General features: G+C 48.2%; 30 protein-coding genes. All 30 read left to right on the top strand.

Annotated features, from left to right (window positions below; genetic code table 11):
* The first annotated feature begins 70 nt into the window (after positions 1 to 70).
* The 30 genes from rpoC (at position 71) to rpsK (ending at position 20,705) form a co-directional block, all read left to right on the top strand.
* A complete protein-coding gene (rpoC, locus tag GNT65_RS19955; protein WP_160798926.1) occupies positions 71 to 4,285 on the top strand; it encodes a DNA-directed RNA polymerase subunit beta' in 4,215 nt (1,404 codons plus the stop codon).
* Between the two features lie 190 nt (positions 4,286 to 4,475).
* Complete coding sequence (gene rpsL / locus GNT65_RS19950) at positions 4,476 to 4,850, top strand: 30S ribosomal protein S12 (RefSeq protein ID WP_011863962.1); 375 nt, start codon at positions 4,476 to 4,478, stop codon at positions 4,848 to 4,850.
* Positions 4,851 to 4,930: 80 nt separating this feature from the next.
* Entirely contained in the window at positions 4,931 to 5,401 is a 471-nt protein-coding gene (rpsG, locus tag GNT65_RS19945) for a 30S ribosomal protein S7 (RefSeq protein WP_041508314.1), read from the top strand.
* A gap of 75 nt (positions 5,402 to 5,476) precedes the next feature.
* The gene (gene fusA / locus GNT65_RS19940) at positions 5,477 to 7,573 is read left to right on the top strand and encodes an elongation factor G (protein ID WP_160798925.1); all 2,097 of its coding nucleotides are present in this window, start codon (positions 5,477 to 5,479) and stop codon (positions 7,571 to 7,573) included.
* 79 nt (positions 7,574 to 7,652) lie between these two features.
* The gene (gene tuf / locus GNT65_RS19935) at positions 7,653 to 8,837 is read left to right on the top strand and encodes an elongation factor Tu (RefSeq protein WP_160798924.1); all 1,185 of its coding nucleotides are present in this window, start codon (positions 7,653 to 7,655) and stop codon (positions 8,835 to 8,837) included.
* Between the two features lie 360 nt (positions 8,838 to 9,197).
* A complete protein-coding gene (rpsJ, locus tag GNT65_RS19930) occupies positions 9,198 to 9,509 on the top strand; it encodes a 30S ribosomal protein S10 (RefSeq protein WP_011070616.1) in 312 nt (103 codons plus the stop codon).
* A gap of 27 nt (positions 9,510 to 9,536) precedes the next feature.
* Positions 9,537 to 10,175, top strand: coding sequence for a 50S ribosomal protein L3 (gene rplC / locus GNT65_RS19925; protein WP_033540771.1), 639 nt, complete (start codon positions 9,537 to 9,539; stop codon positions 10,173 to 10,175).
* A gap of 16 nt (positions 10,176 to 10,191) precedes the next feature.
* Positions 10,192 to 10,797, top strand: a complete 606-nt coding sequence (gene rplD / locus GNT65_RS19920; protein WP_011863967.1) for a 50S ribosomal protein L4 — start codon at positions 10,192 to 10,194, stop codon at positions 10,795 to 10,797.
* Positions 10,794 to 11,093, top strand: coding sequence for a 50S ribosomal protein L23 (rplW, locus tag GNT65_RS19915; RefSeq protein ID WP_028774664.1), 300 nt, complete (start codon positions 10,794 to 10,796; stop codon positions 11,091 to 11,093). Before rplD ends, rplW begins: the two co-directional genes overlap by 4 nt.
* 16 nt (positions 11,094 to 11,109) lie before the next feature.
* Positions 11,110 to 11,937 (top strand): 50S ribosomal protein L2, encoded by an 828-nt coding sequence (rplB, locus tag GNT65_RS19910; RefSeq protein ID WP_160798923.1) that lies wholly within the window; start codon positions 11,110 to 11,112, stop codon positions 11,935 to 11,937.
* Between the two features lie 11 nt (positions 11,938 to 11,948).
* The gene (gene rpsS, locus GNT65_RS19905) at positions 11,949 to 12,227 is read left to right on the top strand and encodes a 30S ribosomal protein S19 (protein WP_011863970.1); all 279 of its coding nucleotides are present in this window, start codon (positions 11,949 to 11,951) and stop codon (positions 12,225 to 12,227) included.
* A gap of 15 nt (positions 12,228 to 12,242) precedes the next feature.
* On the top strand, positions 12,243 to 12,575 hold the full coding sequence (gene rplV, locus GNT65_RS19900; RefSeq protein ID WP_011863971.1) for a 50S ribosomal protein L22: 333 nt from the start codon (positions 12,243 to 12,245) through the stop codon (positions 12,573 to 12,575).
* A 9-nt stretch (positions 12,576 to 12,584) separates the two neighbouring features.
* A complete protein-coding gene (gene rpsC, locus GNT65_RS19895) occupies positions 12,585 to 13,274 on the top strand; it encodes a 30S ribosomal protein S3 (RefSeq protein WP_160798922.1) in 690 nt (229 codons plus the stop codon).
* A gap of 11 nt (positions 13,275 to 13,285) precedes the next feature.
* Positions 13,286 to 13,696 (top strand): 50S ribosomal protein L16, encoded by a 411-nt coding sequence (rplP, locus tag GNT65_RS19890; RefSeq protein WP_011863973.1) that lies wholly within the window; start codon positions 13,286 to 13,288, stop codon positions 13,694 to 13,696.
* On the top strand, positions 13,696 to 13,887 hold the full coding sequence (gene rpmC, locus GNT65_RS19885) for a 50S ribosomal protein L29 (RefSeq protein ID WP_011863974.1): 192 nt from the start codon (positions 13,696 to 13,698) through the stop codon (positions 13,885 to 13,887). The genes rplP and rpmC overlap by 1 nt, the downstream gene beginning before the upstream one ends.
* Positions 13,887 to 14,135, top strand: coding sequence for a 30S ribosomal protein S17 (gene rpsQ, locus GNT65_RS19880; protein WP_033540775.1), 249 nt, complete (start codon positions 13,887 to 13,889; stop codon positions 14,133 to 14,135). Before rpmC ends, rpsQ begins: the two co-directional genes overlap by 1 nt.
* A 179-nt stretch (positions 14,136 to 14,314) precedes the next feature.
* A complete protein-coding gene (gene rplN, locus GNT65_RS19875) occupies positions 14,315 to 14,683 on the top strand; it encodes a 50S ribosomal protein L14 (protein ID WP_011863976.1) in 369 nt (122 codons plus the stop codon).
* 11 nt (positions 14,684 to 14,694) lie between these two features.
* Complete coding sequence (gene rplX / locus GNT65_RS19870) at positions 14,695 to 15,009, top strand: 50S ribosomal protein L24 (RefSeq protein ID WP_041510736.1); 315 nt, start codon at positions 14,695 to 14,697, stop codon at positions 15,007 to 15,009.
* Positions 15,010 to 15,021: 12 nt separating this feature from the next.
* Positions 15,022 to 15,561, top strand: coding sequence for a 50S ribosomal protein L5 (gene rplE / locus GNT65_RS19865; RefSeq protein ID WP_011863978.1), 540 nt, complete (start codon positions 15,022 to 15,024; stop codon positions 15,559 to 15,561).
* A 10-nt stretch (positions 15,562 to 15,571) separates the two neighbouring features.
* Positions 15,572 to 15,877, top strand: a complete 306-nt coding sequence (rpsN, locus tag GNT65_RS19860) for a 30S ribosomal protein S14 (protein WP_160798921.1) — start codon at positions 15,572 to 15,574, stop codon at positions 15,875 to 15,877.
* Between the two features lie 23 nt (positions 15,878 to 15,900).
* Positions 15,901 to 16,293 carry a 30S ribosomal protein S8 gene (gene rpsH / locus GNT65_RS19855; RefSeq protein ID WP_041510735.1) on the top strand — a complete coding sequence of 131 codons (393 nt, stop codon included), beginning with the start codon at positions 15,901 to 15,903 and terminating at the stop codon, positions 16,291 to 16,293.
* A 10-nt stretch (positions 16,294 to 16,303) separates the two neighbouring features.
* Positions 16,304 to 16,834, top strand: coding sequence for a 50S ribosomal protein L6 (rplF, locus tag GNT65_RS19850; RefSeq protein WP_160798920.1), 531 nt, complete (start codon positions 16,304 to 16,306; stop codon positions 16,832 to 16,834).
* 10 nt (positions 16,835 to 16,844) lie between these two features.
* Entirely contained in the window at positions 16,845 to 17,195 is a 351-nt protein-coding gene (gene rplR, locus GNT65_RS19845) for a 50S ribosomal protein L18 (RefSeq protein ID WP_028764670.1), read from the top strand.
* Positions 17,196 to 17,208: 13 nt separating this feature from the next.
* Positions 17,209 to 17,712 carry a 30S ribosomal protein S5 gene (gene rpsE / locus GNT65_RS19840; RefSeq protein WP_011863983.1) on the top strand — a complete coding sequence of 168 codons (504 nt, stop codon included), beginning with the start codon at positions 17,209 to 17,211 and terminating at the stop codon, positions 17,710 to 17,712.
* A gap of 5 nt (positions 17,713 to 17,717) precedes the next feature.
* The gene (gene rpmD / locus GNT65_RS19835; protein ID WP_011863984.1) at positions 17,718 to 17,900 is read left to right on the top strand and encodes a 50S ribosomal protein L30; all 183 of its coding nucleotides are present in this window, start codon (positions 17,718 to 17,720) and stop codon (positions 17,898 to 17,900) included.
* Positions 17,901 to 17,903: 3 nt separating this feature from the next.
* The gene (gene rplO, locus GNT65_RS19830; protein WP_033540780.1) at positions 17,904 to 18,338 is read left to right on the top strand and encodes a 50S ribosomal protein L15; all 435 of its coding nucleotides are present in this window, start codon (positions 17,904 to 17,906) and stop codon (positions 18,336 to 18,338) included.
* 7 nt (positions 18,339 to 18,345) lie between these two features.
* On the top strand, positions 18,346 to 19,686 hold the full coding sequence (gene secY / locus GNT65_RS19825) for a preprotein translocase subunit SecY (RefSeq protein ID WP_041510733.1): 1,341 nt from the start codon (positions 18,346 to 18,348) through the stop codon (positions 19,684 to 19,686).
* Positions 19,687 to 19,707: 21 nt separating this feature from the next.
* Positions 19,708 to 19,821 (top strand): 50S ribosomal protein L36, encoded by a 114-nt coding sequence (gene rpmJ / locus GNT65_RS19820; protein WP_006083579.1) that lies wholly within the window; start codon positions 19,708 to 19,710, stop codon positions 19,819 to 19,821.
* Positions 19,822 to 19,938: 117 nt separating this feature from the next.
* Positions 19,939 to 20,295, top strand: a complete 357-nt coding sequence (gene rpsM, locus GNT65_RS19815; RefSeq protein ID WP_011863987.1) for a 30S ribosomal protein S13 — start codon at positions 19,939 to 19,941, stop codon at positions 20,293 to 20,295.
* 17 nt (positions 20,296 to 20,312) lie between these two features.
* The gene (gene rpsK / locus GNT65_RS19810) at positions 20,313 to 20,705 is read left to right on the top strand and encodes a 30S ribosomal protein S11 (RefSeq protein WP_011863988.1); all 393 of its coding nucleotides are present in this window, start codon (positions 20,313 to 20,315) and stop codon (positions 20,703 to 20,705) included.
* Positions 20,706 to 20,713: the final 8 nt, after the last annotated feature.

The following is a 20,713-nucleotide window of genomic DNA, read 5'->3' as shown; positions in this document are numbered from 1 at the left end:
GCCGAAGTTTGGCAATAGACGGTGCTCTGCGAGAGCAGGGCGCCTGGTTTAACTCCTTCAGGAGAGAAACGTGAAAGACTTATTAAAGTTTCTGAAACAGCAAAGCAAGACTGAAGAATTTGAAGGTATCAAGATCGGCCTAGCGTCGCCTGATCTGATCCGCTCTTGGTCATTTGGTGAAGTTAAGAAGCCAGAAACCATTAACTACCGTACTTTCAAGCCTGAGCGTGAAGGCTTGTTCTGTGCGCGTATTTTTGGTCCAGTTAAAGACTACGAGTGTTTATGCGGTAAGTATAAGCGTCTTAAGCACCGTGGTGTGATTTGTGAGAAGTGTGGCGTTGAAGTTACCCAGACTAAAGTACGTCGTGAGCGTATGGGTCACATCGATCTTGCAAGCCCAGTTGCACACATTTGGTTCTTGAAGTCTCTGCCGTCTCGTATCGGTTTGATGCTGGATATGACCCTGCGTGACATTGAACGTGTGCTTTACTTCGAATCTTTCGTGGTGATCGAGCCTGGCATGACCAGCCTCGAGCGCGGTCAGATGCTGACTGAGGAAAACTACCTCGACGCACTGGAAGAGTACGGTGACGAGTTCGAAGCCAAGATGGGTGCCGAGGCAGTGCTTGAGCTGCTGCGTGCTATCGATCTTGAAAAAGAGATTGAAGAGATGCGCGAAGAGCTGCCATCGATCAACTCTGAGACTCGTCGTAAGAAGATCACTAAGCGCCTGAAGCTGATTGAGGCCTTCTACCAGTCTGGCAACAAGCCAGAGTGGATGATCCTCAAGGTGCTACCGGTTCTGCCACCTGATCTGCGTCCACTGGTACCGCTGGACGGCGGCCGTTTCGCGACTTCAGATTTGAACGATCTGTATCGCCGCGTGATCAACCGTAACAACCGTCTGAAGCGTCTGTTAGACCTAGCTGCACCGGACATCATCGTACGCAACGAAAAGCGTATGCTGCAAGAGTCTGTGGATGCGCTACTGGATAACGGTCGTCGCGGTCGTGCGATCACGGGTTCTAACAAGCGTCCTCTGAAATCTTTGGCCGACATGATCAAGGGTAAGCAGGGTCGTTTCCGTCAGAACCTACTGGGTAAGCGTGTTGACTACTCAGGCCGTTCGGTTATTACCGTAGGTCCTACTCTGCGTCTGCATCAGTGTGGTCTGCCTAAGAAGATGGCACTCGAACTGTTCAAGCCATTCATCTATGGCAAGCTGGAAGGTCGTGGCCTGGCTACTACCATCAAAGCTGCTAAGAAGATGGTTGAGCGCGAAGTACCAGAGGTTTGGGACGTACTCGATGACGTGATCCGTGAGCATCCTGTGATGCTTAACCGTGCACCGACACTTCACCGTCTTGGTATTCAGGCGTTCGAGCCGGTACTGATTGAAGGTAAGGCGATCCAACTGCACCCATTGGTGTGTGCGGCGTATAACGCTGACTTCGATGGTGACCAGATGGCGGTTCACGTGCCACTGACGCTAGAAGCTCAGTTGGAAGCACGTTCACTCATGATGTCTACCAACAACATCCTGTCACCTGCAAACGGTGAGCCGGTGATCACACCGTCACAGGACGTTGTATTGGGTCTGTACTACACCAGCCGTGAATGTGTAAACGGCCGCGGTGAAGGCATGGCGTTCGAATCTGTTGCCGAGGTAGAAAAGGCATACCGTACTGGCGTTGCCGAGCTACATGCTCGCGTCAAGGTACGTATTACCGAGACCATTATCGGTGAAGACGGAGAGCGCACCGAGTCACGCCGTATCGTTGATACGACTGTGGGTCGTGCTCTGTTGTCTCAGGTGCTGCCAAAGGGTCTATCTTATGATCTGGTTAACCAGAACATGGGTAAGAAGCAGATCTCTAAGCTATTGAACACTTGTTATCGTCAATTGGGTCTGAAAGATACCGTTATCTTTGCTGACCAACTCATGTATACCGGTTTCCACTTCGCGACTGTATCTGGTGCCTCTGTGGGTATTAACGATATGGTTATCCCAGATGAGAAGTACACTCTGGTATCTGATGCCGAAGCCGAAGTTCTTGAGATTCAAGAGCAGTTCCAGTCGGGTCTTGTTACCGCCGGTGAGCGTTACAACAAGGTTATCGATATCTGGGCAAGCGCGAACGAAAAAGTTTCTAAGGCGATGATGGATAACCTGTCTAGCGAGACAGTGATTAACCGTGATGGCGAAGAAGAAACTCAAGCTTCGTTCAACAGCATCTACATGATGGCCGACTCAGGCGCTCGTGGTAGTGCTGCACAGATTCGTCAGCTAGCGGGTATGCGTGGTCTGATGGCTAAGCCTGATGGCTCTATCATCGAAACCCCAATTACGGCGAACTTCCGTGAAGGTCTAAACGTACTTCAGTACTTTATCTCTACTCACGGTGCTCGTAAGGGTCTGGCGGATACCGCACTTAAGACAGCGAACTCGGGTTATCTGACTCGTCGTCTGGTTGACGTTGCGCAAGACTTAGTGGTTATCGAAGACGATTGTGGTACCCACGAAGGTCTGACCATGAAGCCGCTGATTGAAGGTGGTGACGTTGTTGAGCCATTGCGTGAGCGTGTACTGGGTCGTGTGGTAGCAGAAGATGTTTACTATCCCGGCACCGAAGATGTACTTGCGCCGCGTAACACCCTGCTGGATGAAACATGGTGTGACAAGCTTGAGAAGCACAGTGTCGACGAAGTGAAGGTTCGCTCAGTAATCAGCTGTGACACAGACTTCGGTGTGTGTGCGGCGTGTTACGGTCGTGACCTGGCACGTGGTCACCTGATCAACCAAGGTGAAGCTATTGGTGTTGTTGCCGCTCAGTCAATTGGTGAGCCAGGTACACAGCTGACGATGCGTACCTTCCACATCGGTGGTGCGGCATCGAGAGCGTCTGCAGAAAACAACGTACAGGTGAAGAACGCCGGTACCGTTAAGCTGCACAACGCTAAGCATGTAACCAATAGTGACGGTAAGCTGGTTATCGTATCGCGTTCATCTGAAATCGCGATCATCGATGAACTGGGTCGTGAGAAAGAGCGTTATAAGGTGCCTTACGGTACTATCCTAGAGAAGCTAGAAGATGCAGCGGTTAATGCCGGTGAAATCATCGCTAACTGGGATCCGCACACTCACCCAATCGTTTCTGAGGTAGCGGGTAGCATCAAGTTCGTCGACATGATCGAAGGTGTCACCATGACACGTCAGACCGATGAACTAACAGGTCTATCTTCTATCGTGGTGATGGATGTGGGTCAACGTCCGACCGCGGGTAAAGAGATGCGTCCGGCGATTCGTCTGGTTGGTGCCGATGGCAACGATCTGATGATTCCAGGTACCGAAGTACCAGCGCAATACTTCCTGCCTGGTAAGGCGATCGTTAACCAAGACGATAACGCTCAAATCGCCGTGGGTGACGCGCTTGCACGTATTCCGCAAGAATCATCTAAGACTCGTGATATTACCGGTGGTCTGCCACGCGTTGCCGACTTGTTTGAAGCGCGTAAGCCGAAAGAGCCTGCCATCCTGGCCGAGTACTCAGGTACTATCTCGTTCGGTAAAGAGACCAAAGGTAAGCGTCGTCTGGTGATCACACCTGCCGATGGTGGTAAGCCATACGAGGAGATGATTCCTAAGTGGCGTAACCTGAACGTGTTCGAAGGTGAGAAGGTTGAGCGCGGCGAAGTTATCGCCGACGGTCCAGAAGCTGCACACGACATTCTGCGTCTACGTGGTATTCACAAGGTGGCTAACTATATCGTTAACGAAGTGCAAGACGTTTACCGTCTGCAGGGCGTGAAGATTAACGATAAGCACATCGAAGTGATCATCCGTCAGATGCTGCGTAAGTGTGAGATCACCGAAGCCGGTGACAGTGAGTTCCTACCGGGCGAACAGGTTGAAGTCTCTCGCGTTAAGATCGCTAACCGCGAACTTGAAGCGCAAGGCAAAGAGCCTGCTAAGTTCGACCGTGAACTACTGGGTATCACCAAGGCATCGCTTGCGACCGAGTCGTTTATCTCGGCGGCATCGTTCCAGGAAACCACTCGCGTATTGACCGAAGCTGCCGTAGGCGGTAAGAGCGATAAGCTGCGTGGCCTGAAAGAGAACGTGATCGTGGGTCGTCTGATCCCGGCAGGTACTGGTTATGCGTATCACAACAGCCGTAACCAGGCTGCACAGAATGGCCAGGCAGAAGAAGTGCCGGCAATCAGTGCCAGTGAAGCAGAGCAGAACCTTGCCGATCTATTGAACCTGGCTGGCAGCTCCGAATAATCGGTGCTAGTGGGTAAATAGATTGTAAAAAAGGCACCTCGGGTGCCTTTTTTTTACTTAAATTGGGTAAAAAGTTGGCTATTTCTTGACAGCGACCCCTTACCTTTCTAAAATTTCGCGTCCCACACCTGTGGGATATAGATTTTTCACACCTTACTGTTGAGTTTAATCAACTGATTCGGAGCTATACATGGCAACTGTAAACCAGTTGGTACGTAAGCCTCGCTCGCCAAAAGTCATCAAGACTAATGTGCCAGCGTTGAATGCGTGTCCACAAAAGCGTGGTGTTTGTACTCGCGTGTACACAACCACACCTAAAAAACCTAACTCTGCACTACGTAAAGTAGCTCGTGTGCGTCTAACTAACGGTTTCGAAGTAACTTCGTACATCGGCGGTGAAGGCCACAACCTGCAGGAGCACAGCGTGATCCTAATCCGTGGTGGTCGTGTTAAAGACTTACCAGGTGTTCGTTATCACACTGTTCGTGGCGCATTAGACTGTGCTGGTGTTAGTGAGCGTCGTCAAGGACGTTCTAAGTACGGAGCTAAGCGTCCTAAGTCTTAACGTTTTCCGTTAAGTAAGGCCAAGCTAGAGATAATTGAGATTCCAGTTTTGGGGTCCCTGAAGCATACGGAGAAATTGTTATGCCAAGACGTCGCGTTGTAGGACAACGTAAAATCCTACCAGATCCAAAATTTAATAGTGAGTTGCTGGCTAAGTTCATCAACGTCATTATGCAGGACGGCAAAAAGTCGACTGCTGAAAAAATCATTTACAAGGCACTAGACGTTGTCGCTGAGAAGAAAGGCGAAGAGCACCTAGTGATCCTTGAAGCAGCCCTGGATAACGTACGACCATCAGTCGAGGTTAAGTCTCGTCGTGTTGGTGGTTCTACTTACCAGGTACCATGTGAAGTTCGTCCAGTGCGTCGTAACGCACTAGCGATGCGCTGGTTAGTTGAAGCTGCACGTAAGCGTGGTGAAAAATCTATGGCTCTACGTCTAGCAGGTGAAATGCTAGATGCTGCCGAAAACAAAGGCACTGCCGTTAAGAAGCGCGAAGACGTGCATCGTATGGCAGAAGCAAACAAAGCGTTTGCTCATTACCGCTGGTAATCTTTTGGTGCAGGCGTTTGCCTGCACCATGTTTTACATCACTAAGGTTCCTACCTTAGTAAAGAGGGTTTAATCGTGGCTCGTACAACTCCAATTGAGCGCTACCGTAACATCGGTATCTGTGCTCACGTTGACGCAGGAAAAACCACAACTACAGAACGTGTTCTCTTCTACACCGGTATGTCTCACAAGATCGGTGAAGTGCATGATGGCGCAGCCACCATGGACTGGATGGAACAGGAGCAGGAGCGTGGTATTACCATCACCTCTGCGGCAACAACCACGTTCTGGCGCGGTATGGATGCTCAATTTACCGAGCACCGTATCAATATCATCGATACCCCTGGCCACGTTGACTTCACCATTGAAGTTGAGCGTTCGCTGCGTGTGCTCGATGGTGCGGTAGTTGTGTTCTGTGGTTCATCTGGTGTTGAACCTCAGTCCGAAACTGTATGGCGACAAGCGGACAAGTACCACGTCCCGCGCTTAGTGTTTGTCAATAAGATGGACCGCGCTGGTGCTGACTTTGAACGCGTCGTTGGACAGATACGTAACCGTCTGGGAGCGACTTGTGTACCTATTCAATTAAACATAGGTGCCGAAGAAGAGTTTAAGGGTGTCATTGACCTGATCAAGATGAAGGCCATTAACTGGAACGAATCAGATCAGGGTACGACCTTCACTTATGAAGAAATTCCCGCTGAGTTGGTTGATAAAGCCAACGAGATGCGTGAATACCTAGTTGAGAGTGCCGCCGAAGCCTCTGAAGAGCTGATGGACAAATACCTTGAAGAAGGTGAGCTATCGGAAGAAGAGATTAAGGCTGCATTACGTCAGCGAACTCTGGCTAATGAGATCGTGCTGGCCACCTGTGGTTCTGCGTTTAAGAACAAGGGTGTGCAGGCCGTACTCGATGCTGTTATCGATTATTTGCCATCACCTGTCGAAGTACCTGCTATCAAGGGCATCGACGAGCGAGAGAATGAAGTTGAACGTCCAGCGGACGACAACGCACCTTTCTCGGCGTTAGCATTTAAGATCGCGACAGACCCATTCGTTGGAACATTAACCTTTGTGCGTGTTTATTCAGGCGTATTGGAAACGGGTTCCGGCGTATATAACTCGGTCAAACAGAAGCGTGAGCGTATTGGTCGTATGGTGCAGATGCATGCAAACGACCGTAAAGAGATCAAAGAAGTCCGTGCTGGTGACATCGCGGCGGCTATTGGTCTGAAGGATGTTACCACTGGTGACACCCTATGCGATGCTGACCACAAAGTTATTCTCGAACGTATGGAGTTCCCTGAGCCCGTAATCACGATCGCTGTGGAGCCAAGATCACAAGCCGACCAAGAGAAGATGGCGATTGCCCTGCAGAAACTCGCTGCAGAAGATCCCTCTTTCCGCGTTGAAACCAACGAAGAATCGGGTCAAACCCTGATCTCAGGCATGGGTGAGTTGCACTTAGATATCATCGTCGACCGTATGCGTCGCGAATTCAGTGTCGAGTGTAACGTAGGTAAACCACAAGTAGCGTATCGTGAGTCTATTCGCTCGAGTGTAGAAGCCGAAGGCAAGTTCGTTCGTCAATCAGGGGGCCGAGGACAATTCGGTCACGTCTGGTTGAAGCTTGAACCTCAAGAAGAAGGTTTTGGCTATGAATTTGTCAACGAGATTGTTGGTGGTGTTGTTCCAAGAGAATACATCCCTGCAGTAGATAAAGGTATCCAGGAACAGATGAAGAACGGCGTGCTCGCCGGTTTCCCTGTGCTGGACGTTAAAGTTACGCTGTTCGACGGCTCATATCATGATGTCGACTCGAACGAGATGGCGTTTAAAGTGGCCGGCTCCATGGGCTTCAAGAAGGGCGCTCTAGAAGCTGACCCTGTGTTACTGGAACCTTGTATGAAGGTTGAAGTGACCACTCCTGAAGATTACATGGGGGATGTGGTAGGCGACTTGAACCGACGTCGCGGCTTGATCGAAGGAATGGACGACGGCATTGGCGGCGTCAAAATCGTTCGAGCTGTAGTGCCTCTATCTGAAATGTTTGGTTACGCGACAGACCTGCGTAGTGCTACCCAAGGACGTGCCTCATACTCTATGGAGTTTTTGAAGTACGCGGATGCGCCGCAGAATGTTGCAAAATCAGTTATAGAAGCGCGCGGATAATCGCAAACTAGTCTATAACTCATAATTGAATGCTATTGCTCAGCAAGGCTGAGTATTTCTGAAAAGAAAGGAATATATCGTGGCTAAAGAAAAATTTGAACGTAGTAAACCCCATGTTAACGTTGGTACCATCGGTCACGTTGACCATGGTAAAACAACTCTAACTGCTGCTATCTCTCACGTACTGACTAAGACGTACGGTGGTGAAGCTAAAGATTTCGCACAGATCGATAACGCTCCAGAAGAGCGTGAGCGCGGTATTACCATCAATACCTCTCACATCGAGTACGATACTCCAACTCGTCACTACGCACACGTAGACTGCCCAGGCCACGCTGACTATGTTAAAAACATGATCACTGGTGCTGCACAGATGGACGGCGCTATCCTGGTAGTAGCTTCTACTGACGGTCCAATGCCACAGACTCGTGAGCACATCCTGCTTTCTCGTCAGGTAGGTGTACCTTACATCATCGTATTCATGAACAAGTGTGACATGGTTGATGATGAAGAGCTGCTAGAACTGGTTGAGATGGAAGTTCGTGAACTGCTATCTGAATATGACTTCCCAGGTGATGACCTACCAGTTATCCAAGGTTCTGCACTGAAAGCCCTAGAAGGCGAGGCAGAGTGGGAAGCTAAGATTGTAGAACTAGCTGAAGCGCTAGATTCTTACATCCCAGAGCCAGAGCGTGCTATCGACGGTGCATTCATTCTGCCTATCGAAGACGTATTCTCAATCTCAGGCCGTGGTACTGTAGTAACAGGTCGTGTTGAGCGCGGTATCATCAAAGTTGGTGACGAAGTAGAAATCGTAGGTATCAAAGACACTACTAAGACTACTTGTACTGGTGTTGAAATGTTCCGCAAGCTGCTTGACGAAGGTCGTGCAGGTGAGAACTGTGGTGTACTACTACGTGGTACTAAGCGTGATGAAGTTGAGCGTGGTCAAGTACTGGCTCAGCCTGGTTCAATCACTCCACACACTCAGTTCGAATCAGAAGTATACGTACTGTCAAAAGAAGAAGGTGGTCGTCACACTCCATTCTTCAAGGGCTACCGTCCACAGTTCTACTTCCGTACAACTGACGTAACCGGTACTATCGAGCTGCCAGAAGGCGTTGAAATGGTAATGCCTGGTGACAACATCAAGATGAACGTAACCCTAATCTGCCCAATCGCGATGGATGAAGGTCTACGTTTCGCTATCCGTGAAGGTGGCCGTACAGTTGGTGCTGGTGTTGTAGCTAAGATCATCGCTTAATAGCGTTTGATTTTACAGAGACACTGAAAAAGGCAGCTTAGGCTGCCTTTTTTATTGCCTATAATTTCTCGGGTGAGGAGACTAGCTTTTCTGATCTGGATAAGTATAATACACGCCACTTTGAGGATTAATGCATAACTGCTGTTAATTCGTTCAACGGGCTTGATCTCCAGCGTTAGATCAGTATAATAGCCCCTCGCCTTAACCATTAGGCGAAGTTTGTCGGTTCTCGAAACCGACGTAAAATAATACAGCGACTCCGATTTGGAGTCGAACGGTTAAATCATCTCGCTCTGCTTTTCCAGTAAGGAAGAAGCTAGAGGGTGATTTTTTATGTGTCCATTTTAGGAGCTCTGGTCAATGCAGAACCAAAGAATCCGTATCCGCCTGAAAGGATTTGATCATCGTCTGATCGATCAGTCTACAGCGGAAATCGTTGAAACTGCTAAGCGCACAGGCGCCCAGGTACGTGGTCCAATTCCACTACCAACGCGTAAAGAGCGTTATACCGTTTTGATCTCTCCACACGTTAATAAAGATGCGCGTGATCAGTACGAACTTCGTACTCATAAGCGTCTTGTTGACATCGTAGAGCCGACTGAAAAGACTGTAGATGCACTTATGCGTCTAGATCTTGCGGCAGGTGTTGACGTTCAAATTAGCTTAGGTTAATTGAGATCCTTAGAAGAGGTTTGAGAGATGGCTATCGGTCTTATCGGTCGTAAAGTAGGTATGACTCGCATCTTCACTGAAGATGGTGCGTCAATACCTGTAACAGTAATTGAAATTGCAGCTAACCGTGTTGCTCAAGTGAAAACTTTAGAAACTGACGGTTACCGTGCACTTCAAGTTACTACTGGTACCAAAAAAGCTAATCGCATCACTAAACCAGAAGCAGGTCACTTTGCTAAGGCTGGCGTTGAAGCTGGTCGTGGTTTGTGGGAGATGCGTCTGGCTGATGGTGAAGGCGAAGGCATCGAAGTAGGTGCTGAGCTTAATGTTGATATCTTCGCTGACGTAGCGAAAGTTGATGTTACTGGTCAATCAAAGGGTAAGGGTTTCCAAGGCGGTATCAAGCGTTGGAACTTCCGTACTCAAGATGCAACACACGGTAACTCATTGGCACATAGAGCTAACGGTTCTATCGGTCAAAACCAAACACCTGGTCGCGTTTTCAAAGGTAAGAAAATGTCTGGCCACATGGGTGCAGAGCAAGTAACTACTCAAAATCTAGACGTTGTACGTGTAGATGCTGAGCGTAACCTGCTATTGGTTAAGGGTGCAGTTCCAGGCGCTACTAATGGCGACCTGATCATCAAGCCTGCCGTTAAAGCTTAGGTCTGAGGAGATAGTAATGGAATTGGTATTGAAAGACGCACAGAGTGCTCTTGAAGTTTCCGAAACTACCTTCGGCCGTGACTTTAATGAAGCACTGGTTCATCAGGTAGTTGTAGCATATGCTGCAAACGCGCGTCAGGGTACTCGTGCTCAAAAGACTCGCGCAGAAGTAACTGGCTCTGGCAAGAAGCCATGGCGCCAAAAAGGTACTGGCCGTGCACGTGCTGGTACTGTTAAAGGCCCAATCTGGCGTGGCGGTGGCGTATCTTTCGCTGCTAAAACCCAAGATCACAGCCAAAAAGTAAACAAGAAGATGTACCGCGGAGCGCTTAAGAGCATTCTGTCTGAATTAGTACGTCAAGATCGTCTTGTTGTTGTTGAGTCATTCGGTGTTGAAGCTCCTAAGACTAAAGAGTTGAAGGCTAAGCTGAAAGACATGAAGCTGGAAGACGTATTAATTGTTACTCCAGAGATTGACGAGAACTTGTTCTTAGCTGCACGCAACCTTTACAAAGTTGACGTTCGCGACGTTGCTGGTATCGATCCAGTAAGCCTAATCGCGTTCGAAAAAGTACTGGTTACTGCCGATGCTGTTAAGCAAATCGAGGAGATGCTGGGATGATAAGCGAAGAACGTTTGCTAAAAGTTATTCTAGCGCCACACATCTCTGAAAAGAGTACTGTATGCGCTGAAAATAACAACACGGTAGTTTTCCGTGTAGCTATCGATGCGACTAAAGCTGAAATTAAAGCTGCAGTAGCTAAGTTGTTCGAAGTTGAAGTAGATTCAGTTCGCACTCTAGTTAACAAAGGTAAGACTAAGCGTCACGGTGCCCGTACTGGCCGTCGTAGCGATTGGAAAAAAGCCTACGTGACTTTAGCTGCTGGTGCTGACATCGATTTCGTCGGCGCTGAGTAAGCAAAGGAGAATTATCATGGCAGTTATTAAGTGTAAGCCAACCTCTGCTGGTCGTCGCCACGTCGTTAAAGTGGTAAGCAGCGATCTGCATAAGGGTAAACCCTTTGCTGGCCTGTTGGCGAAAAAATCTAAGAGTGGTGGCCGTAACAACACTGGTCGCATCACTGTTCGTCACGTAGGTGGTGGACACAAGCAGCACTACCGTATTGTTGACTTCAAGCGCAACAAAGACGGTATCCCTGCTAAGGTTGAGCGTTTGGAATATGATCCAAACCGTACCGCAAACATCGCACTTGTTTTGTATGCTGATGGTGAGCGTCGTTACATCCTTGCTGCTAAAGGCATGCAAGCTGGTGATCAGATCCAGTCTGGTATCGATGCTGAAATCAAAGTGGGTAACGCTTTGCCATTACGCAACATCCCAGTAGGTAGTGTTGTTCACGCTGTTGAAATGAAGCCTGGTAAAGGTGCTCAGCTAGCGCGTTCAGCGGGTACTTATGTACAAGTTGTAGCTCGTGATGGCGCATACGCGACTATACGTCTTCGCTCTGGCGAAATGCGTAAAGTTCCAGTTGATTGCCGCGCGACATTAGGTGAAGTTGGTAATGCCGAGCACATGCTACGCCAGTTGGGTAAAGCAGGTGCTAAGCGCTGGAGAGGCGTTCGCCCAACAGTTCGCGGTGTTGCAATGAACCCAGTAGACCATCCACATGGTGGTGGTGAAGGCCGTACTTCTGGTGGCCGTCACCCAGTGAGCCCATGGGGTGTCCCAACTAAGGGTTATAAGACCCGTAGTAACAAACGCACCGACAAGTACATCGTACGTCGTCGTAACAAAAAGTAAGAGGATTCGCCATGCCACGTTCTCTCAAGAAAGGTCCATTCATTGACCTACACTTGCTGAAGAAGGTAGAGAAAGCGATGGAAGCGGGTGACAAGAAGCCTATCAAGACTTGGTCTCGCCGCTCAATGATCATTCCTAACATGATTGGAATGACCATCGCTGTCCATAATGGTCGTCAGCACGTACCTGTGTTCGTAACTGACGAGATGATCGGCCACAAGCTTGGTGAATTTTCACCAACTCGCACTTATCGCGGCCATGCTGCTGATAAGAAAGCGAAGAAGCGTTAATACGGGAGACTCTAGATGGAAGTTTTAGCTAAACATCGTTTTGCCCGTACGTCGCCTCAAAAGTGTCGTTTGGTTGCAGATCAAATTCGTGGACTGCCTGTTGCTAAGGCTCTTGAAATTTTGACTTTCAGCCCTAAGAAAGCAGCTGTACTTGTTAAGAAAGTACTAGACTCTGCTATCGCTAATGCTGAGCACAACGAAGGTGCTGACATTGACGAGCTGAAAGTTGGAAAGGTCTTTGTAGACGAGGGTCCAACTATGAAGCGTATCATGCCACGTGCTAAAGGCCGTGCTGATCGTATAATCAAGCGTACCAGCCACATCACTGTGGTTGTGTCAGATCGCTAGGAGTTAGCAATGGGACAGAAAGTACATCCTAATGGTATCCGTCTGGGTATCACTAAGCCTTGGATCTCGACTTGGTACGCTGATAAATCAGATTATGCCAACAATCTAAGCAGCGACTGGGAAGTGCGTAAGTTTCTAGAGAAGAAACTTAAGCAAGCCTCAGTCTCTAAGATTGTTATCGAGCGTCCAGCTAAGAGTGTTCGCGTTACCATTCACACTGCCCGTCCAGGTGTTGTGATCGGTAAGAAAGGCGAAGATGTTGAAAAGTTGCGCAACCAAGTTGCCAAGTTGACTGGTATTCCAGCTCAAATCAACATCGCTGAGATCCGTAAGCCAGAACTAGATGCGAAGCTAGTTGCCGAAGGCATCGCTTCTCAACTAGAGCGTCGTGTAATGTTCCGTCGTGCTATGAAGCGCGCGGTACAGAACGCTATGCGTCTAGGTGCTAAGGGTATCAAAGTTGAAGTGAGCGGCCGTCTAGGCGGTGCTGAGATTGCGCGTTCAGAGTGGTATCGTGAAGGTCGTGTGCCTCTACATACACTGCGTGCTGATATCGACTATTCTACTGCAGAAAGTCACACTCAATACGGTGTGATCGGCGTTAAAGTTTGGGTCTTCAAAGGTGAAGTTCTAGACGGCGTTGTACCTGCGCTTGAAGAGCCGAAACAGCAGCCGAAGCGTAAGCCTCGCGGTAAATAGGAGAGCTGGCAATGCTGCAACCAAAACGAATGAAGTTTCGTAAAATGTTCAAAGGCCGTAACCGCGGTCTGGCGAACGGCACTGAAGTAAGCTTCGGTGAGTTTGGTTTGAAAGCTGTTGGACGTGGTCGTCTGACTGCTCGTCAAATCGAATCTGCGCGTCGTGCTATGACACGTCACATTAAACGTCAAGGTCAAATCTGGATCCGCGTTTTCCCTGACAAGCCAATCACCTCTAAGCCTCTTGAAGTGCGTATGGGTAAAGGTAAGGGTAACGTTGAATACTGGGTTTGCCAGATTCAACCTGGTAAGGTTCTTTATGAGATGAATGGTGTATCAGAAGAGTTGGCTCGTGAAGCTTTCACTCTAGCTGCTGCCAAGCTTCCAATTAAGACTACCTTCGTAACTAAGACGGTGATGTAATGAAAGCGAGCGAACTAACTCAGAAGAGCGTTGAAGAACTGAACGCTGAACTGCTTGGTCTGCTGCGTGAGCAGTTTAATCTGCGTATGCAACACGCCACTGGTCAGTTGACTCAGACTCATCAGCTTAAAATCGTGCGTCGTAACATTGCGCGCGTTAAGACCATTATTACTTCTAAGGCGGGTGCATAATGTCTGATAAAATCCGTACTTTGCAAGGTCGTGTACTTAGCAACAAGATGGACAAGTCTATCACTGTAGCTATTGAGCGTAAGGTTAAGCATCCTCTATACGGGAAGTTTATCAAGCGCACTACTAAGATCCATGCACATGACGAAACAAATCAGTGTAATGCTGGCGATATCGTGACTATTCGCGAATGCCGTCCGCTGTCTAAGACTAAGTCTTGGACTCTGGTTGAAGTAGTATCAAAAGCCTAATTTAATTAGGTGATTAGCGAAACGGCTCCTAGATTTGGGGCCGTTTTTATTTTTAATACTATCTATTCCTTTTTTGCGGTGTTATACTTGCGCGCCATTTTAGACGTTATTTGGTCTAAAATGGTTTAAAAATGCCCCAAATATGGGATTAGTGAAGTAACGATAGCGGAGCACTTAAAATGATCCAAATGCAATCGACTCTAGAAGTCGCCTGTAACAGTGGCGCTCGTAGAGTTCAGTGTATTAAGGTCTTGGGTGGCTCTCATCGTCGTTATGCCGGTATCGGCGACGTCATCAAAGTTTCTGTAAAAGAAGCAATTCCTCGCGGTAAAGCGAAGAAAGGTGACGTGTATAACGCGGTGGTAGTCCGTACTAAGAAAGGCGTACGTCGTCCAGATGGTTCTGTCATTCGCTTCGATCGCAATGCAGCGGTATTGCTGAACGCAAACCTTGCACCGATTGGTACTCGTATCTTTGGACCAGTGACGCGTGAACTGCGTACAGAACAATTTATGAAAATTGTTTCTCTGGCACCAGAAGTACTGTAAGGAGCTTCAAAATGGCAGCTAAAATCCGTCGTGAAGACGAAGTAATTGTACTAGCAGGTAAAGACAAGGGTAAACGCGGTAAGGTTACTCGAGTTTTACCAACTGGTAAGTTAATTGTAGAAGGCATCAATCTGATCAAGAAACACCAGAAGCCTAACCCGCAAATGGGTGTGACTGGTGGTATCGTTGAGAAAGAAGCGCCAATACAAGCATCAAATGTAGCGATTTTCAACTCTGCCACTGGCAAAGCTGATCGCGTTGGTTTCCGATTTGAAGACGGCAAGAAAGTCCGTTTCTTTAAGTCGAACAGTGAACTCGTTAAGTAATTGGAGTAAACGATGGCGAAACTGCATGATAAATATAAAGAGACTGTTATCGCTGAGCTTTCTAAGAAGTTCGGTTATACCAGTGTCATGCAAGTCCCTCGGATTGAGAAAATCACCCTTAACATGGGTGTTGGCGAAGCTGTAGCAGATAAGAAGGTTATGGAGCACGCGCTTCGTGACATGACTGCTATCGCTGGTCAAAAGCCAGTTGTAACTGTTGCTCGTAAATCAGTTGCTGGTTTTAAAATCCGTGATGGCTACCCGATCGGCTGTAAGGTAACTCTGCGTGGCGAACGCATGTGGGAGTTCCTTGAGCGTTTAGTTGATATCGCAATCCCGCGTATTCGCGACTTCCGTGGTCTGAGCGCTAAGTCGTTCGACGGACGTGGTAACTACGCAATGGGTGTACGTGAGCAAATCATCTTCCCGGAAATCGATTACGATAAGATCGATAAGATCCGTGGTATGGATATTGTTATCACTACTACTGCGAAGAATGACGAAGAAGGCCGTGCTTTACTAGACGCCTTTAACTTCCCATTCAAGAAATAAGGGTAGCGAAATGGCAAAAAGTTCAATGAAAGCACGTGAAGCAAAACGTGCCAAGCTCGTGGCTAAGTATGCTGAAAAGCGTCTAGCTCTTAAGGCTATCATTAGCAATCCAACTACTTCTGAAGAAGAACGTTGGGATGCAGTTCTTAAGCTGCAAGGTCTACCACGTGACTCAAGTTCTGCGCGCCAGCGCAATCGTTGTAGTCAAACTGGTCGCCCACATGGTTTCCTACGCAAGTTCGGCCTTAGCCGTATCAAATTGCGTGAAGCTACCATGCGTGGTGAAGTTCCTGGTCTGCGTAAGGCCAGCTGGTAATACTTGTCACGGAGTAAGCTAATATGAGCATGCAAGATCCAATTGCGGATATGTTAACTCGCATTCGTAACGGCCAAGCTGCTAACAAAGTATCAGTATCTATGCCTTCTGCTAAGCTAAAAGTTGCTATTGCACAGACGCTTAAAGAAGAAGGTTATATCACTGACTACGCCGTAGCAGGCGAAGCCAAGCCGGTTCTGGAAATCACTTTGAAGTATTTCCAAGGCCAACCAGTCGTTGAGACTATCCAGCGCGTAAGTCGTCCTGGTCTTCGTATTTACAAAGGTAAAAACGATCTACCAAAGGTGATGGGCGGTCTGGGTGTCGCAATCGTGTCCACTTCTAAAGGTTTGATGACTGATCGTGCCGCCCGCCAACAAGGCATGGGTGGAGAAGTTATCTGCTACGTAGCATAAGGAGCTAGCAATGTCTCGTGTCGCAAAAGCACCAGTCGCTATCCCTGCAGGCGTAGAAGTGACTTTAAACGAACAAACTATCACCGTAAAAGGTTCTAAAGGTAGTTTGACTCGAGTAATCAACGCTGACGTTTCTGTTGTTGTTGAAAACAACGAAATCAAGTGTTCTCCAGTAGAAGGTGTTGCTAACGCTGCACAAGCTGGTACAGCTCGAGCTCTAATCAACAACATGGTTGTTGGTGTTAACGAAGGTTTCGAAAGAAAGCTGACTCTAGTTGGTGTTGGTTACCGTGCAAAAGTTGCTGGTAACGGTATCGACCTGACTCTAGGTTTCTCTCACCCTCTAGTACACCAGCTTCCTGACGGCGTAACTGCTGAGTGTCCATCACAGACTGAAATCGTACTTAAGGGTACCGATAAGCAGCTTGTTGGTCAGGTTGCAGCAGAAATTCGTGGCTACCGTCCACCAGAGCCTTACAAGGGCAAGGGTGTTCGCTATGCTGATGAACAAGTACGCCGTAAAGAGGCTAAGAAGAAGTAGGTAACGCGATATGGATAAGAAAACATCTCGCTTACGCCGCGCGACTCGCGCCCGTAAGAAGATCCAAGAGCTGGGCGTTAACCGTCTGGTTGTACATCGTACACCACGTCACACATACGCACAGGTTATTGATGCCAACGCGCAAGTTGTGGCGGCAGCTTCTACTGCTGAGAAAGCGGTATCAGAGCAGCTTAAATACACAGGTAACGTTGATGCAGCAAAAGTAGTGGGTAAAACCGTTGCAGAGCGTGCTATCGAGAAAGGCGTAACTGTAGTTGCATTCGATCGTTCCGGCTTTAAGTATCACGGACGCGTAGCTGCCCTGGCAGACGCTGCTCGTGAAGCTGGCCTACAGTTCTAAGGAATGATTAAAAATGGCTAAATTTGAAGCTCCACAAAAAGACGATCTGCAAGAGAAGTTAGTTGCAGTAAATCGTGTTTCTAAAGTAGTTAAAGGCGGACGTATCTTTAGCTTCACTGCACTGACTGTAGTGGGTGACGGTAACGGTAAAGTCGGCTATGGCTATGGTAAAGCGCGTGAAGTACCAGCCGCTATCCAGAAAGCAATGGAAAAGGCTCGCCGTAACATTGTTTCTGTTGAACTTGTAAATGGTACTTTGCACCACCCTGTTAAGGGCCGTCACACTGGTTCGCGTGTATACATGCAGCCAGCCTCTGAAGGTACCGGTATTATTGCCGGTGGTGCGATGCGTGCCGTATTGGAAGTAGCAGGCGTTCATAACGTACTGTCGAAAGCATACGGTTCTACTAACCCGATCAACATCGTTCGCGCAACTGTAGACGCGTTGGTGCACATGAAGTCACCAGCACAGATTGCAGCTAAGCGTGGCCTGAATGTTGATGAAATTCGAGGTTAAGCACCATGGCTACTAAAACATTGAAAGTAACTCAGACTAAGAGTTCAATTGGCCGCTTGCCTAAGCATCGTGCCACTTTGACTGGTCTAGGTCTACGCCGTATTAATCACACCGTTGAGCTGGAAGATACTCCTGCTGTTCGCGGTATGATTAACAAGGTTTACTACATGGTTAAGGTGGAGGACTAATCAATGAAATTGAATACTCTATCACCTGCTGCAGGTGCAAAATCAGCAGCTAAGCGTGTAGGTCGCGGTATCGGTTCTGGCCTAGGTAAGACTGCTGGTCGCGGTCACAAGGGTCAGAAGTCACGTTCAGGCGGCGGCGTTCGCGTCGGTTTCGAAGGTGGTCAAATGCCACTTAAGATCCGTTTGCCTAAGTTTGGTTTTACTTCGCGTAAAGCGTTGGTAACTGCCGAAATTCGTGTAAGCGAACTGGCTAAAGTTAACGGTGATGTTGTCGACTTGAATGCACTGAAAGATGCGAATCTTGTTACTCGCAACATACAGTTTGCTAAAGTCGTTCTTTCAGGTACCATTGAACGCCCAGTGACCGTTAAAGGTCTGAAGGTAACCAAAGGTGCTCGTGCAGCTATTGAAGCTGCCGGCGGAAAGATCGAGGAATAATACGTCGATGGCAAAACCAGGACTTGATTTAAAAAGCGCGAAAGGCGGTCTATCAGAATTGAAAACCCGCCTCCTGTTCGTGATTGGTGCGATTATCGTCTTTAGAGCCGGTTCGTTCGTACCAATTCCTGGTATTGACGCAGCTGTATTAGCAGAGCTGTTTAATCAGCAGAAGGGTACCATCTTAGGCATGTTCAACATGTTCTCTGGTGGCGCCCTTGAACGTGCTTCTATCTTTGCTCTTGGTATCATGCCGTACATCTCGGCATCGATTATCATGCAGCTACTGACTGTGGTACATCCTGCATTGGCCGAACTGAAAAAGGAAGGCGAATCAGGACGTAAGAAGATAAGTCAGTACACTCGATATGGCACTCTGGTCTTGGGTACATTCCAAGCGATCGGTATCGCAACGGGTCTGCCAAACCTGGTTCCTGGTTTAGTTGTAAACCTTGGATTCGGTTTCTACTTCGTTGCTGTAGTGAGTCTGGTCACGGGAACCATGTTCCTAATGTGGCTGGGTGAACAGATCACCGAACGAGGCATAGGCAACGGTATCTCGATTCTTATTTTCGCAGGTATTGTGGCCGGTCTACCTTCTGCTATCGGCCAAACGGCCGAGCAGGCGCGTCAAGGCGACTTGAACGTACTAGTATTATTGTTGATTGCAGTGATCGTATTTGCTGTGACCTACTTTGTTGTGTTTGTTGAGCGTGGACAGCGTCGTATCGTTGTTAACTATGCTAAGCGTCAGCAGGGCCGTAAGGTGTTTGCCGCACAGAGCACTCACTTACCGCTTAAGGTCAACATGGCAGGTGTGATTCCACCAATCTTTGCGTCAAGCATCATTTTGTTCCCAGGCACACTGGCTCAGTGGTTTGGTCAGAATGAAGGCTTGTCTTGGTTAAGTGATTTTTCACTTGCAGTATCGCCAGGTCAGCCGCTTTACTCATTGTTGTATGCAACAGCGATTATCTTCTTCTGTTTCTTCTATACTGCGTTGGTATTTAACCCGCGTGAGACGGCAGACAACCTGAAGAAGAGTGGTGCGTTTATTCCCGGGATCCGTCCTGGAGAACAGACTTCGCGATATATAGATAAAGTGATGACTCGCCTGACACTGGCCGGTGCATTATATATTACCTTTATCTGTTTAATTCCGGAGTTCATGTTAATCGCGTGGAAAGTACAGTTCTATTTTGGCGGTACTTCACTACTGATTATGGTAGTCGTGATCATGGACTTCATGGCTCAGGTTCAGACCCATATGATGTCACATCAGTATGAGTCTGTGATGAAGAAAGCTAACCTAGTGAATAAAGCGAACTTAGATCGCTTTGGTCGCTAAGTAGCTTTACGGAGTGATGAAATGAAAGTTCGAGCTTCCGTGAAGAAGATCTGCCGTAACTGCAAGATCGTAAAGCGTAGCGGCGTTGTACGCGTTATCTGTGTTGAACCAAAACACAAACAGCGTCAAGGCTAAAAACTTTTTGACCAGCTCAGTTTCTGAGCTGGTCAAAATATTATTTGCAAAATCGTCATCTGTCGAGTATCCTACCGGGCTTTTCACAGATGGCCTTTAACTTATGAGGAGTGCATAGTGGCCCGTATCGCTGGCATTAACATTCCTGATCAGAAGCACACAGTCATTGCATTGACTGCTATCTATGGTATTGGACTAACTCGCGCACAACAAATCTGCGCGGCTACTTCAATTGCTGAAGATGCTAAGATCAAGGAATTGAGCGAAGCTCAAATAGACACACTACGCGAAGAAGTTGCTAAATACATTGTAGAAGGTGACTTGCGTCGTGAGATCTCTATGAACATCAAGCGTCTGATGGACCTTGGTTGTTATCGTGGTCTCCGCCACCGTCGTAGCCTGCCCCTTCGTGGGCAACGTACTAAGACCAATGCGCGTACTCGCAAAGGTCCACGTAAGCCAATTAGAAAGTAACGGGAAGGTAAACCAATATGGCTAAAGTTCCGTCACGTTCAACGCGCAAGCGCGTACGTAAACAGGTTGCTGATGGCATGGCTCATATCCATGCATCTTTCAACAACACAATTATCACCATTACAGATCGTCAAGGTAATGCACTTTCTTGGGCAACTTCTGGTGGTTCAGGTTTCCGTGGTTCACGTAAATCTACCCCATTTGCTGCACAGGTAGCTGCTGAGCGCGCAGGTGTTGCTGCTCAGGACTACGGTGTTAAAAACCTTGAAGTTTTCGTGAAGGGTCCAGGTCCAGGACGTGAGTCAGCTATTCGAGCGCTGAACGCGGTTGGTTACAAGATAACTAACATTACCGATGTGACGCCGATCCCTCATAATGGTTGTCGTCCTCCTAAGAAACGTCGCGTGTAATCGCCCCG

Origin of the sequence: Shewanella insulae (assembly GCF_009831655.1) — a bacterium.
Lineage (GTDB): Bacteria > Pseudomonadota > Gammaproteobacteria > Enterobacterales > Shewanellaceae > Shewanella > Shewanella insulae.
Note: the sequence above shows the minus strand (reverse complement) of the source record. Positions and strands in the feature narration are given on the sequence as shown.